Raw genomic sequence first — 13,640 nt, forward strand, 5'->3', positions numbered from 1 at the left:
GCGGCAACAAGCCGCCAAGCATCCCGCCGCCCCGGGGCCGTCCCTCCCAACCACCGAAACAGCCGAAAGGGACTCCCATCCTTACCCACTCGACCCCGCCCCCGCTGGCGGAGCTGAGCACCCTCGCCGCCCTCGGCACCATGCCCGCCCTCGTGCGACAGCTCGCGGGCCTCGGCGGCTGTACCCATCCCGTCCGCCTGGAAGGCCACCGCACCGAGTACGCCGTCAACAACACGACCGGCGAGATCGGCGCCGTCCTCCACCGCCTCGACTCGGCCACCCTCCCCGCCGGTCACCTCCTGGTCCGCTGCAACAACCGCCGCGCAACCCGCTGCCCGGCCTGCGCCGAGACCTACCGCCGCGACACCTACCACCTGATCACCGCCGGGCTACGCGGTGGCAAGGGCACTCCCGGCGAGGTCGCCCAACACCCCCGCGTCTTCGCTACCTTCACCGCCCCCGGCTTCGGCCCGGTCCACAACCGCCGCACCGACGGCCGCCCCTGCCGCTGCGCCACGCATCACGACCAGGAGGACGCCGCCCTCGGTACCCCACTCGATCCCGACACCTACGACTACGAAGCGGCCGTTCTCTGGAACGCGCACGCGGGCGCCCTCTGGCGGCGCTTCTCGATCTACCTCCGCCGTGAGATCGCCAAGCGCGCCGGCCTCACTCAACGTACCTTCCGCGACCACGCCCGCGTCTCCTTCGCCAAGGTCGCCGAGTACCAGAAGCGTGGCGCGGTCCACTTCCATGCGGTCATCCGCCTCGACGGCCCGGAAGGCGGTGACACCTCGCCCCCGGCATGGGCCACGGCCGAGCTGCTGACCGATGCGATCCGCGCTGCCGCGACCGCCGCACGCATCGATGGCCCGACCATCGACGGCCGGACCCACACCTTCGCCTTCGGGCGACAGCTCGACGTCCGCACCATCCGTTCCGCCGACTTCGACGGCGGCCAGGAACTGACCGAACGGGCGGTGGCCGCGTACATCGCCAAGTACGCCACCAAGGGCGCCGAGACCACGACCGGCACTCTGGACCGGCCGATCCGCTTCCTGGCCGAGTTGGCTCAGGCCCGGATCAGCGAGCACGCCCGCCGCCTGATCCGGACCGCTTGGGCCCTCGGCGCACGCAAGGACCTGGAACACCTCCGCCTGCGTGCCTGGGCTCACATGCTCGGCTTCCGCGGCCACTTCTCCACCAAGTCCCGCCGCTACTCCACCACGCTCGGCGCCCTCCGCGACGCCCGCGCCGACTGGCGCCGCGCCCAGACGGCTCCGCCCGTCCCGCAGGACGGCGAAACCACGCTCGTCCTCGCCCACTGGGTGTTCGCCGGTACGGGCCTCAGCTCCGCCGAGAGCTGGCTTGCCGCAACCCTCGAACCCGCCCCTGGAACGGAAGGAGAACCGACCGCATGACGACCGACCGATATCTCTCCGTCGACCAGGTCGCCGAGCTGCTCGGCACGACCGCCCGCTTCCCCCGGCGGCTGATCGAGGAACGGCGCATCCGGTACGTCAAGGTCGGCCGGCATGTCCGTATCCCCGAAAGCGCAGTCACGGAGTTCATCCGGTCGCGCACGGTGGAGCCGCTGAGGCGTTCCCGCACCCGGTTCGGGAGGGCTGCCTGATGAGCGGGAACAACAGGGGTAGGCGTCGCCGCTTCGGCGCGATCAGAAAGCTTCCCTCCGGCCGCTATCAGGCGCGCTATCCAGGCCCGGACGGCGTCATGCGTCCCGCCCCGGAAACGTTCGCGACCACGGCGGACGCCGACGACTGGCTCGCCGAGAAGCAAACCGAGATCAGGCGCGGGGACTGGCGGGACCCCGAAGCCGGTGCCGTGAGCTTCCGTGTCTATGCCGACAAGTGGGTCGAGGAACGCGAACTGGCGCCGCTGACGGCGGACCTCTACCGCTATCTGCTCGACAAGCACCTGACCGCTTTCGAGGACGCCGACCTCGACGAGATCACCGCACCCCGAGTGCGTGAATGGCGGGCCGAACGGCTGCGGGTGACCGGAGCCAAGACGATGACGGCAAAGGCGTACCGCCTCCTCAAGGCCGTCATGGAAACGGCCGTTGATGACGAACTGATCCAGCGCAACCCGTGCCGTATCAAGGGCGCCGGTAAGGAGAAGGCGGCTGAGCGTCGTATCGCAACCGTCGTCCAGGTCGACGCGCTCGCGGAGGCAGTAGGGATGCGGTGGCGGCTCATGGTCTACCTCGGCGCTTACGGCCCGATGCGGCCTGAAGAGCTGGCCGGCCTCCGGCGTCGGGACGTCGACCTCGACGGCCTCAGGATCCGGGTGCGCCTCGCCGAGCCGGAGCGGATGAACGGGCGACGCGTCCAGGGCGACACCAAGAGCGAGGCCGGAACGAGGACTGTGATTCTTCCCGCGTTCCTCCGTCGGGAGCTCCGTTGGCATCTGGAGTCGTACGCCGAGCCGGGCCCGGACGGGTTGCTCTTCGTGGGGGAGAAGGGGGCGCCCTTCCGGCGGAGCACCTTCGGCCGGAAGTGGCGTAAGGCGCGGGAGATCGTCGGCATGCCCGAAGGCTTCCGGTTCTACGACCTCCGCCACACCGGACACACCCTGTCCACCCGATCGGGTGCCACCCTCAAGGACACGATGGTCCGCGCCGGCCAGTCCTCCGAGAAAGCCGCGCTGATCTATCAGCACTCCGACGACGACCGACAGCAGGAAGTTGCAGCCGGTCTCGACGCCACCGTACAAAAGGCGCGGCGGGAAGCTGCGGCCGTGCCAGAACAGCCCACCGCCGACGCTGAGGATCAACGTTCTGGCACGAATCTGGCACGCGGCGAGTGATCGCAGAGGACAGCAAAAAGGCCCGGCTCTCTGAGCTGGGCCTTCTCCATGGAGCGGGTGACGAGAATCGAACTCGCGCTCTCAGCTTGGGAAGCTGATGTTCTACCATTAAACTACACCCGCGTAAGACGCCGGTCAGGGCCGGTGTCCGATTGCCCCGTCACTGTACAACATCCTGGACCCCCGGCGCTGGAGCCGAGGGGTCCGTCTGCGTTTCAGGGGGTGGGATCCCGGTGCGGGCGGCTGGAGTTGGGGCGTACGGTGGGGGTACGGGAGAGGGGGCGGGCGGGGTCGGAGTGCCGCCTGGAGGGTCGTCCCGTTCGTCCCGTAATGTGGCTTTCGTTGTCCGGCGAGCAGCAGCCGGACGCGGCTCTTGGGGAAGGGACTCTAGGACTTGATGGAGCGCACCGTCGTCCGTTGTGCCGATGGGCACGTGTTCAGCACCGCGACGTTCCCGATGCAGCAGGCCGAGCGGCTCGGCCCCGGACGGCTCGTCCGGTGTCCGCGATGTGCCCGGCTCCGCAGCGCGGTGCCGGTGATCCTCGCGAAGCGGTAGGGACAGCAGTGGTCTGACGCGCGGAGTCGTCCTGATTGCGGGGGCTCCGCGCGTCTTGCGTATCCTCGGGGCGTGCTTCTCTCAGACAAGGACATCCGGGCCGAGATCGACGCCGGGCGGGTACGGATCGATCCCTACGACGAATCCATGGTGCAGCCGTCGAGCATCGACGTACGCCTCGACCGCTTCTTCCGGGTGTTCGAGAACCACCGCTACCCCCACATCGACCCCGCCGTGGAGCAGGCGGACCTGACCCGGCTCGTGGAGCCGGAGGGAGACGAACCGTTCATCCTGCACCCCGGTGAGTTCGTGCTCGCGTCGACGTACGAGGTCATCACCCTTCCCGACGATCTCGCCTCGCGGCTGGAGGGCAAGAGCTCGCTCGGCCGGCTCGGGCTCGTCACGCACTCCACGGCCGGTTTCATCGACCCCGGCTTCTCCGGGCACGTCACCCTGGAGCTGTCCAACCTCGCGACGCTCCCCATCAAGCTCTGGCCCGGTATGAAGATCGGCCAGCTGTGCATGTTCCGGCTCAGCTCGCCGGCCGAGCATCCCTACGGCAGCGAGCAGTACGGCTCCCGGTATCAGGGGCAGCGCGGGCCCACCGCCTCGCGGTCCTTCCTCAACTTCCATCGGACCCAGGTGTGAGGGTGGCGGCATGAGCGGCGCGGACGGGCGGGAGAATCTCTCCTACGAGCGGTTCGGCGTCGCCGTACGTGAGCTCGCGCAGGCCATCGCCGACGACGGGTACGAGCCCGATGTCGTGCTCAGCATCGCCCGCGGCGGCGTCTTCGTCGCCGGCGGGCTCGCCTACGCCCTCGACTGCAAGAACATCCACCTGGTCAACGTGGAGTTCTACACCGGTGTGGGGCAGACGCTGGAAATGCCGGTGATGCTGGCCCCCGTTCCGAACGTGATCGATTTCACCGACAAGAAGGTGCTGATCGCGGACGACGTGGCCGACACCGGCAAGACGCTGAAACTCGTGCACGACTTCTGTCTCGACCATGTCGCCGAGGTGCGTTCCGCCGTCATCTACGAGAAGTCGCAGTCCCTGGTGAAGTGCGAGTACGTCTGGCGCCGCACCGACGACTGGATCAACTTCCCGTGGAGTGTCCTGCCCGTCGTACGTAAGTCGGGGGAGTCGGTCACCCCGTCCAGGGAAGCGCTCTGATCCGGCGGTGAGCGCGGGCGGAGCCCGGCGGCGCCGGCCTCCCGGCCCGCTGTCCTCCGCCCCCTGCGCTGCTGATGAAGATTTCAGTAGACAAACCACTCGACTCATTAAGTGCCGGACGGTACTTCGACGGTACTTCGGGGAAATATTTAAAAACGCCCTCGTGGATGTTTTTCCTACGGCAGGGTCACTCATTTGCCGCGCATCTGGGGGAGGGCGGACAGCGTTAGCGGGACATGAAGAAAGAAAGGTCCCTGGGCCTGCCTCACCGCAGCGCAAGGAAGGATTATCTGCCTGCGGCCCGTCATGTGACAGCGGGTAAACACACTTACACACCCGGTGTGGCGTACTCGGCGCTCGGGGGGCACAGCACCCTGCGCGGCGACGGTGCCCGGGGCGAGCCCCTGGCCACCGAGCCCCTGCTCCGGGAGTTCCTGTCGCTGCTGGAGGCGATCCAGGAGGAACTCAATCAGCGGTGGAACGGCCAGGGAGAACTCGGCTGTCACGCAGACCGCGTGTGACGAGGGCGGATTCCATGAATCACGACTATGCGGAACCCTCCTTTGCGTGGCGTGAATGGTATTCCGACACGTACCCCTACGGGTCCGGTTCCGGCTGGCACAGTGGCCCGGTCGACGACCTGCACGCGGGGTCCTCCCTCGGGTCCCCCCTGAGTTCTCCCCTGAATTCCCCCCTCGGGTCCCCCCTCGGATCCCCGCTGGGGTCCCCTCTGAGCTCTCCCGAGCCGGGCTGGGACCCCGTCGAGGAACTCGCCTACCTCCTCCAGGAGGCGGGGCAGACGGAGCAGGCGGCCACCCTCCAGCCGCCGCGCAACGAGCCGTCGCCCGGCGTCGACTTCACCGACCCGATGGAGAACCTGGCGCAGATCACCGCGCAGCTGCCGCCCATCCGTCACCCCTCGGCGGGGCACCGCAAGGCGCCGGTGCGGAAGATGCGCCTCGCGTGGCTGCAGACGGGCAGCTTCGCGATCATCGCGGTCGTCGCCGTGATCGTGGCCATGGTCAGTGTCTTCGGCGGCATGGTGGCCTACGCGCCGCTGCAGAACATCCCGGCGGGGGCGGAGAACGAGGTCGTCCCCTGGTGGCCTCTTCTCGTGTACGGCCCCTGGATGGTGGCCTCTCTCTCCATCCTGCGCACCGCCCTGCACCAGCGCCGCGCCCTGCACTCGTGGTTGATCGTCGTGCTGTTCTCCTCCGTTGCGATGATGCTGTGCGTGGCTCAGGCGGAGAAGACGTTCACCGGTGTCGCCGGAGCCGTCCTGCCGGCCCTGGCGTCCCTGGCCTGCTTCCAGCAACTCGTCCGGCAGATCACCCTGACCCTGCCCCCGCGACAGCCCACGCGCCGCCACCGGCAGTAGCGCCCTGTCCGCCCGGTCGGCCGGGGTGCGGTCCGGCACGGCGAAGAGGGGCTCCCGTCCACTGACGGGAGCCCCTCACGCGTGTCGGCGGACGGGTCAGAAGGTGCCCAGCTTCACGATCGACAGCAGCGCGATCAGCTGGATCGCCGACGCGCCCAGCGCCTTCGGCCAGGGCAGGTCGTGGGAGCGGCTGACCATCAGGGTCAGCAGGGCCCCGGCCGCCACCCAGGTGGCCCAGCCCAGCAGCTGCACGAAGGAGGCGTCGCCGCCGAAGAACATCGCCACGACGAGGCGCGGCGCGTCCGTCAGCGACATGATCAGCATGGAGAGGCCGACCGTGGGCTGCCAGGCGCCGTCGCCGCCGAGCTGGCGGGCCAGGGTGTGCGTGACCACGCCGAGGATGAAGGAGCTCAGCACCATCGCGACGGCCGTCATCAGGACGATCGGGATCGCGTTGGCGAGGGTGGCGCTGATGGCCTCCTCACGGGCGCCGTCGAAGCCGAAGACCGCGAGCAGGCCGTAGAGGAAGGTCACGACCAGGGCGGGGCCCCACATCGTGTAGTCCCGCATCCGGAGGAAGGTCTGCTTGGGGGACAGGACGATCCCCCGGAGCAGCTCCTTCCAGTGCAGACGCGGGCCGATCGGGCCCGAGGGGGCGCTGGAGCCGGCGTGGTAGGTCTCGCCGCCCGAGTAGCCCTGGCCGCCGTACGGCGCGTGGTCGTCGACCGAGAACGCCTGCGTGTGCCCCGGGTTGTTCGCGGCGTACGGATCGGCGCCGCCGGCGGGGCCGGACGGGTAGCCGCCGTCGCCGAAGTACTCCGGTTCGCCGCCGCCCTGACCGCCGTTCGCCTGGGGCCATCCGCCGCCGCCCGAGCCGCCGTACGGCTGCTGCTGCCCGCCGCGGTACTGCGGCCGCGTCTGCGGGTGGGGCTGCTGCGCCGGCGGGTAGCCGTACGACGGCCCCGAGGGCCGCGCCGACTGCCCCTGGGGCGCCTGCTGCCCGTAGGGAGGGTGTTGCGGTCGCGCTTGCGGGGCGCGGTTGTCCCGGCCGCCGCGTCCGATCCTGAATCCAGCCACGTCTTCGAACGTACCTGGTCTCGGCGGATGACGTGCCGGGCCGCGGCTCCGCGGCCCGGCTTTGCGGCCGACCTGTGACATCCCCTAAGGGATGTCATGGGGTCGTGTCGGTGATGCGTCAGGGTGTCGGTCTGAGGGGCCCTCAGGGAACGGCGCCGGCCGGGCCGTGGCCGCCGGTGGTCTCGGGCGGAGACGACGGCGCCCCCGGGTCCGGGTGGACCTGGGGGCGCCGAACGGCGTTGCACGCGGCCGGGGTTACTTCACCGGCGCGGGCTCCGGCTCGCTCTCCGTCTCCGCCGCGCCCGCGGGGGGCTCGTCGTCGGTGACCGGCGTCTTGACCGACTCCAGCAGCAGCTGGGCGACGTCCACGACCTGGATGGACTCCTTGGCCTTGCCCTCGTTCTTCTTGCCGTTGACCGAGTCGGTCAGCATGACGAGGCAGAAGGGGCAGGCCGTCGACACGATGTCGGGGTTGAGCGAAAGGGCTTCGTCGACACGCTCGTTGTTGATCCGCTTGCCGATCCGCTCCTCCATCCACATCCGCGCGCCGCCGGCGCCGCAGCAGAAGCCGCGCTCCTTGTGGCGGTGCATCTCCTCGTTCCGCAGACCGGGGACGTTGGCGATGATCTCGCGCGGGGGCGTGTAGATCTTGTTGTGGCGGCCCAGGTAACAGGGGTCGTGGTACGTGATGATGCCCTCGACCGGGGTCACCGGGATCAGCTTGCCCTCGTCGACGAGGTGCTGGAGCAGCTGGGTGTGGTGGATGACCTCGTAGTCGCCGCCGAGCTGCGGGTACTCGTTGCCGAGGGTGTTGAGGCAGTGCGGGCAGGTGGCGACGATCTTCTTGGCCGACTTCGGCTTCCTCGTCGACTCGTCGACCTCTCCCTCCTCGTTGAGGGACTCGCCGAACGCCATGTTCAGCGCGGCCACGTTCTCCATGCCGAGCTCCTGGAACAGGGGCTCGTTGCCGAGGCGGCGGGCGGAGTCACCGGTGCACTTCTCGTCGCCGCCCATGATCGCGAACTTGACGCCCGCCATGTGGAGGAGTTCCGCGAAGGCCTTGGTGGTCTTCTTGGCGCGGTCCTCCAGGGCGCCGGCGCAGCCGACCCAGTAGAGGTACTCGACCTCGGTGAGGTCCTCGATGTCCTTGCCGACGACCGGGACCTCGAAGTCGACCTCCTTGAGCCACTCCAGGCGCTGCTTCTTCGCCAGGCCCCAGGGGTTGCCCTTCTTCTCCAGGTTCTTGAGCATCGTGCCCGCCTCGGAGGGGAAGGCGCTCTCGATCATCACCTGGTAGCGGCGCATGTCGACGATGTGGTCGATGTGCTCGATGTCCACCGGGCACTGCTCGACGCAGGCGCCGCAGGTGGTGCAGGACCACAGGACGTCGGGGTCGATGACGCCGTTCTCCTCGGCGGTGCCGATCAGCGGCCGCTCGGCCTCGGCCAGCGCCGCCGCCGGGACGTCCTTGAGCTGCTCCTCGGACGCCTTCTCCTCGCCCTCCATGGTCTTGCCGCCGCCCGCGAGCAGGTAGGGCGCCTTGGCGTGGGCGTGGTCCCGCAGGGACATGATCAGCAGCTTGGGGGAGAGCGGCTTGCCGGTGTTCCAGGCGGGGCACTGCGACTGGCAGCGGCCGCACTCGGTGCAGGTGGAGAAGTCCAGCAGGCCCTTCCAGGAGAACTGCTCGACCTGGGAGACGCCGAAGACGTCGTCGTCACCGGGGTCGGTGAAGTCGATCGGCTTGCCGCCGGAGGTCATCGGCTGCAGGCCGCCCAGGGCGGTGGCGCCGTCCGCGTTGCGCTTGAACCAGATGTTCGGGAACGCCAGGAAGCGGTGCCAGGCCACGCCCATGTTGGTGTTGAGCGAGACCACGATCATCCAGATGAACGAGGTGCTGATCTTCACCATCGCGGTCAGGTAGATCAGGTTCTGCAGCGCGCCGACGCTCAGTCCCTTGAACGCCAGGACCAGGGGGTACGAGGCGAAGTACGCGGCCTCGTAGTGCTCCACGTGGTGGATCGCGCCCTCGAGGCCGCGCAGGACGTAGATCGCGAGGCCGATGGTGAGGATGACGTACTCGACGAAGTACGCCTGGCCCGCCTTGGAGCCGGCGAAGCGGGACTTGCGGCCCGCGCGTGACGGCAGGCTCAGCAGCCGGATCACGATGAGCACGGCGATGCCGAGGATCGTCATCACGCCGATGAACTCGATGTACAGCTCGAACGGCAGGAAGCCGCCGATGACCGGCAGCGTCCAGTCGGCCTCGAAGAGCTGCCCGAAGGCCTGTGCCAGGGTCGGCGGCAGGGTGAGGAAGCCGACGGCGACGAACCAGTGGGCGAAGCCCACGATGCCCCAGCGGTTCATCCGCGTGTGGCCGAGGAACTCCCGTACCAGGGTCACGCTGCGCGCGTAGGGGTTGTCCGTCCGGGCGCCGGCCGGGACCGGCTGGCCCAGTTTGAAGTAGCGGACGAACTGACCGATGGCGCGTGCGAGCAGCGCAACGCCGACCACGGTCAGGACCAGCGACACGATGATCGCGGCGAGTTGCATGAGGGGGCTCCTCGGGCCTGCGAGGGGTCTTCGGGAAACGACTTCGGGAAACGGCTTCCCGAGATTACTAAGCGGTAACTTATGCAGTCCGTCTGAGACTACCCCTATCCTGCGCCGCACTGTAGCGGGCGGCGGGGTGATCTGGATCGCTGAGGGTCACCTCAGAGTCTGACCGTGTTATTCGTACCAAATTGGTACATTTGTGACTAATTTATATCCGTGCTCTACGGGATCGCCTCCGCCGCCACCGCCCTTCTCCTCACCGCCGTTCTCGCCGCCCTGCTGCGGGTGCCCGCCCTGCGTCTGGGGCTGGTCGAACGGCGGCAGCGACAGCGGCGGGTGCCGCTGTCCGGGGGGCTCGCCGTCGTCCTCGTCACCTGCCTCGTCGCGGTCGCCGGGAACTGGTGGGGCATCGCCCCGCTCGGCGAGGACGCCGGCACGCTGCTCGTCGCGGCGGGCGCCGTCGCGGGGCTCGGGCTGGTGGCGGACCTGTGGCGGCTCACCTCCCGGCTGCTGGTCCTCGGTACCGCGGTGGCGGCCGCCTTCGTCGTGCCGTACGGGGACACCGGGGCGGTGGCCGGGGTGGCCGCCGTCGGGTGGATCACCTTCGTGGCGCTGGCGTTCCGGTCCCTCGACCACGCGGACGGGGTGGCGGGCACGGTCGGTGTCGTCACGGCGTTCGGGGCGGCCGGGTGTGCCGCCGTGGAGGTGATGGACGGGCCGGCCGTGCTGCTGAGCGTCCTCGCCGCCGCGCTGACCGGCTTCCTGATGCACAACTGGCCCCCCGCGCGCGTCGCGCTCGGCGCGTGCGGCTCGCTCTTCGCCGGTTTCCTGCTGGCCGCCGTCGCGGTCACCGTGCGCGCGGGCAGCGACGCGGCCGAGGGGGCGGGCGTCCTGTTCGCCCTCACGGCGGTGGTGGTCGCCGACGCCGTCCTCGTCGCCGTGGCGCGGCGACTGGCCGGGCGGCCGCTGCTGCGCGGCGGCCCCGACCACCTCGCGCACCGGCTGCGACGGCTCGGGCTCACCCCGCAGGGGGTGGCGGTGCTGGCCGGTGTGGCCGCCTTCTCCGGGGTACTCGTCGGGACGCTCGCCCAGGCCGGCCGGGTGGGCGCGCAGGCGGGATGGTGGGCGGCGGGCGCGGTGCTGGTCGTCGTCCTCGGACTGCTGCGGGTGCCGGTGTACGGCCCGCCACGCGCGCGTGCCGCGCACGGTGCCGCACCCGCGCGTGCCGGCCGCCGCGACGCCCGTCCGGCCGGCCGTCCCGACGCCCGTCCCGATGCCCGTCCGGACGCCCGCCCCGGTCGTCGGCAGGGTGGCCGCCAGGTGGCCGGCGGGGCGGCGGTGTACGGCCCCCGGCGTCAACCCGAGTCCGAGGACGGGCCCCCTGAATCGGGTGATCGTCCAGTCGGCCGGGATGCGTCTTCCCAGGTCAACGGCTCCTTGCGTGTAAGGAACGGATAAGAGTTGAGTCCCCCTGGCTCAGGTCTGTTGACCCAGCGGCGGGGCTCGTGCACACTTGAGTCCGTTCCACTCAAGTCAGCTGGAGGAAGATCACCATGGCACGTGCGGTCGGCATCGACCTGGGCACGACTAACTCCGTCGTCAGCGTTCTGGAGGGCGGCGAGCCCACCGTCATCACCAACGCCGAGGGTGCCAGGACCACGCCGTCCGTCGTCGCCTTCGCCAAGAACGGCGAGGTGCTGGTCGGCGAGGTCGCCAAGCGCCAGGCGGTCACGAACGTGGACCGGACCATCCGTTCCGTCAAGCGCCACATGGGCACCGACTGGAAGATCGGGCTGGACGGGAAGGACTTCAACCCGCAGCAGATCTCCGCGTTCATCCTGCAGAAGCTGAAGCGGGACGCCGAGGCCTACCTGGGCGAGAAGGTGACCGACGCGGTCATCACCGTCCCCGCCTACTTCAACGACTCCGAGCGCCAGGCGACGAAGGAGGCCGGCGAGATCGCCGGTCTGAACGTCCTTCGCATCGTCAACGAGCCCACCGCGGCCGCGCTCGCCTACGGCCTCGACAAGGACGACCAGACGATCCTCGTCTTCGACCTCGGTGGCGGCACCTTCGACGTGTCCCTGCTGGAGATCGGTGACGGCGTCGTCGAGGTGAAGGCCACCAACGGTGACAACCACCTCGGTGGTGACGACTGGGACCAGCGCGTCGTCGACTACCTGGTGAAGCAGTTCCAGGCCGGCCACGGCGTGGACCTCTCCAAGGACAAGATGGCGCTCCAGCGCCTGCGCGAGGCCGCCGAGAAGGCGAAGATCGAGCTGTCCTCGTCCACCGAGACCTCGATCAACCTGCCGTACATCACGGCGTCCGCCGAGGGCCCGCTGCACCTGGACGAGAAGCTCACCCGCGCCCAGTTCCAGCAGCTGACCGCGGACCTTCTGGAGCGCTGCAAGACGCCGTTCCACAACGTCATCAAGGACGCCGGCATCAACCTCTCCGAGATCGACCACGTCGTTCTCGTCGGCGGTTCGACCCGTATGCCCGCCGTCGCCGAGCTCGTCAAGGAGCTGACCGGCGGCAAGGACGCCAACAAGGGTGTGAACCCGGACGAGGTCGTCGCCATCGGCGCCTCGCTCCAGGCCGGTGTCCTCAAGGGTGAGGTCAAGGACGTCCTGCTCCTCGACGTGACCCCGCTGTCCCTCGGCATCGAGACCAAGGGCGGCATCATGACCAAGCTCATCGAGCGCAACACCACGATCCCGACCAAGCGGTCCGAGATCTTCACGACGGCCGAGGACAACCAGCCGTCGGTGCAGATCCAGGTCTACCAGGGCGAGCGCGAGATCGCGGCGTACAACAAGAAGCTCGGCATGTTCGAGCTGACCGGTCTGCCGCCGGCCCCGCGTGGCGTCCCGCAGATCGAGGTCTCCTTCGACATCGACGCCAACGGCATCATGCACGTGACCGCGAAGGACCTCGGCACGGGCAAGGAGCAGAAGATGACCGTCACCGGCGGCTCCTCGCTGCCGAAGGACGAGGTCGACCGCATGCGCCAGGAGGCCGAGCAGTACGCGGACGAGGACCACCGCCGCCGCGAGGCCGCCGAGGCCCGCAACCAGGGCGAGCAGCTCGTCTACCAGACCGAGAAGTTCCTCAAGGACAACGAGGACAAGGTCCCCGGCGAGATCAAGACCGAGGTCGAGTCCGCCGTCGCCGAGCTGAAGGAGAAGCTCAAGGGCGAGGACACCGCCGAGATCCGTACCGCCACCGAGAAGGTCGCGGCCGTCTCGCAGAAGCTCGGCCAGGCCATGTACGCCGACGCCCAGTCCGCGCAGGCCACCGCCGGCGGCGCGGGTGACGCCCCGAAGGCCGACGACGACGTCGTGGACGCCGAGATCGTGGACGACGAGCGCAAGGACGGTGCCGCGTGACGGAGGAGACCCCGGGCTTCGAGGAGAAGCCCGACGTCCCCTCCGGCGCCACCCCTGACGACGCCGAGCCGAAGGCCGCCTCCCCCTCCTCGGGGGAGGGGGCGGCCCCGGCCGGGGACGCGAACCAGACAGCGGGTCTGGTGGCCCAGCTGGACCAGGTGCGCACCGCCCTCGGCGAGCGCACCGCGGATCTCCAGCGCCTCCAGGCCGAGTACCAGAACTACCGCCGCCGGGTCGAGCGCGACCGGATCGCGGTCAAGGAGATCGCCATCGCGAACCTCCTGACCGAACTCCTGCCCGTGCTCGACGACATCGGCCGCGCCCGCGAGCACGGCGAGCTCGTCGGCGGCTTCAAGTCCGTCGCCGAGTCGCTGGAGACCGTGGCGGCCAAGATGGGTCTGCAGCAGTTCGGCAAGGAGGGCGAGCCCTTCGACCCGACGATCCACGAGGCCCTGATGCACTCGTACGCGCCCGACGTCACCGAGACGACGTGCGTGGCGATTCTGCAGCCCGGGTACCGGATCGGCGAGCGCACCATCCGCCCCGCGCGGGTGGCCGTCGCCGAGCCCCAGCCCGGGGCCCAGACGGTGAAGGCCGAGTCCTCGGACGCGGCCCCGGCCGAGACGGCGGACGACAAGGAGAGCGGTGGCCCGGACGAGGGCTGAGCTTGAACCGATGAGAGAG

12 protein-coding genes and 1 tRNA gene are annotated in these 13,640 nt (G+C 69.5%); 10 read left to right on the forward strand and 3 right to left on the reverse strand.

Annotated elements, in window-relative coordinates:
* Positions 1 to 140: 140 nt before the first annotated feature.
* From ACFY2L_RS21350 to ACFY2L_RS21360, 3 genes are read left to right on the forward strand one after another with little or no spacing between them, the layout of a single operon-like run.
* Positions 141 to 1,421 carry a replication initiator gene (locus ACFY2L_RS21350; protein ID WP_390659220.1) on the forward strand — a complete coding sequence of 427 codons (1,281 nt, stop codon included), beginning with the start codon at positions 141 to 143 and terminating at the stop codon, positions 1,419 to 1,421.
* Positions 1,418 to 1,633, forward strand: a complete 216-nt coding sequence (locus tag ACFY2L_RS21355) for an excisionase family DNA-binding protein (protein WP_390659221.1) — start codon at positions 1,418 to 1,420, stop codon at positions 1,631 to 1,633. The genes ACFY2L_RS21350 and ACFY2L_RS21355 overlap by 4 nt, the downstream gene beginning before the upstream one ends.
* Positions 1,633 to 2,826: a tyrosine-type recombinase/integrase gene (locus ACFY2L_RS21360; protein WP_390823066.1), complete on the forward strand. Its 1,194-nt coding sequence runs from the start codon at positions 1,633 to 1,635 to the stop codon at positions 2,824 to 2,826. Before ACFY2L_RS21355 ends, ACFY2L_RS21360 begins: the two co-directional genes overlap by 1 nt.
* Before the next feature lie 49 nt (positions 2,827 to 2,875).
* Here ACFY2L_RS21360 and ACFY2L_RS21365 read toward each other — a convergent pair.
* A tRNA-Gly gene (locus tag ACFY2L_RS21365) sits at positions 2,876 to 2,949 on the reverse strand.
* A 505-nt stretch (positions 2,950 to 3,454) separates the two neighbouring features.
* Here ACFY2L_RS21365 and dcd point away from each other — a divergent pair.
* The 4 genes from dcd (at position 3,455) to ACFY2L_RS21385 (ending at position 5,934) form a co-directional block, all read left to right on the forward strand.
* A complete protein-coding gene (gene dcd / locus ACFY2L_RS21370) occupies positions 3,455 to 4,030 on the forward strand; it encodes a dCTP deaminase (RefSeq protein WP_085212264.1) in 576 nt (191 codons plus the stop codon).
* A 10-nt stretch (positions 4,031 to 4,040) separates the two neighbouring features.
* A complete protein-coding gene (locus ACFY2L_RS21375) occupies positions 4,041 to 4,556 on the forward strand; it encodes a phosphoribosyltransferase (RefSeq protein WP_390823068.1) in 516 nt (171 codons plus the stop codon).
* 341 nt (positions 4,557 to 4,897) lie between these two features.
* The gene (locus ACFY2L_RS21380) at positions 4,898 to 5,077 is read left to right on the forward strand and encodes a hypothetical protein (protein ID WP_390659224.1); all 180 of its coding nucleotides are present in this window, start codon (positions 4,898 to 4,900) and stop codon (positions 5,075 to 5,077) included.
* Positions 5,078 to 5,091: 14 nt separating this feature from the next.
* Positions 5,092 to 5,934: a DUF2637 domain-containing protein gene (locus ACFY2L_RS21385; protein WP_390823069.1), complete on the forward strand. Its 843-nt coding sequence runs from the start codon at positions 5,092 to 5,094 to the stop codon at positions 5,932 to 5,934.
* A 96-nt stretch (positions 5,935 to 6,030) separates the two neighbouring features.
* Here ACFY2L_RS21385 and ACFY2L_RS21390 read toward each other — a convergent pair whose 3' ends face one another.
* Positions 6,031 to 7,092, reverse strand: coding sequence for a Yip1 family protein (locus ACFY2L_RS21390; RefSeq protein WP_390823070.1), 1,062 nt, complete (start codon positions 7,090 to 7,092; stop codon positions 6,031 to 6,033).
* A gap of 174 nt (positions 7,093 to 7,266) precedes the next feature.
* Positions 7,267 to 9,561, reverse strand: coding sequence for a (Fe-S)-binding protein (locus ACFY2L_RS21395; protein ID WP_390659228.1), 2,295 nt, complete (start codon positions 9,559 to 9,561; stop codon positions 7,267 to 7,269).
* Positions 9,562 to 9,780: 219 nt separating this feature from the next.
* On the opposite strand from ACFY2L_RS21395, the gene ACFY2L_RS21400 reads away from it, so the two are divergent.
* The 3 genes from ACFY2L_RS21400 to grpE all read left to right on the forward strand — a co-directional run bounded on the left by ACFY2L_RS21400 (position 9,781) and on the right by grpE (position 13,621).
* The gene (locus tag ACFY2L_RS21400) at positions 9,781 to 11,022 is read left to right on the forward strand and encodes an MraY family glycosyltransferase (protein ID WP_390823071.1); all 1,242 of its coding nucleotides are present in this window, start codon (positions 9,781 to 9,783) and stop codon (positions 11,020 to 11,022) included.
* A 95-nt stretch (positions 11,023 to 11,117) separates the two neighbouring features.
* Positions 11,118 to 12,956 (forward strand): molecular chaperone DnaK, encoded by a 1,839-nt coding sequence (dnaK, locus tag ACFY2L_RS21405; protein WP_390659230.1) that lies wholly within the window; start codon positions 11,118 to 11,120, stop codon positions 12,954 to 12,956.
* Entirely contained in the window at positions 12,953 to 13,621 is a 669-nt protein-coding gene (gene grpE, locus ACFY2L_RS21410; protein WP_390659231.1) for a nucleotide exchange factor GrpE, read from the forward strand. The genes dnaK and grpE overlap by 4 nt, the downstream gene beginning before the upstream one ends.
* Positions 13,622 to 13,640: the final 19 nt, after the last annotated feature.

The organism is Streptomyces sp. NPDC001381, assembly GCF_042895685.1.
Lineage (GTDB): Bacteria > Actinomycetota > Actinomycetes > Streptomycetales > Streptomycetaceae > Streptomyces.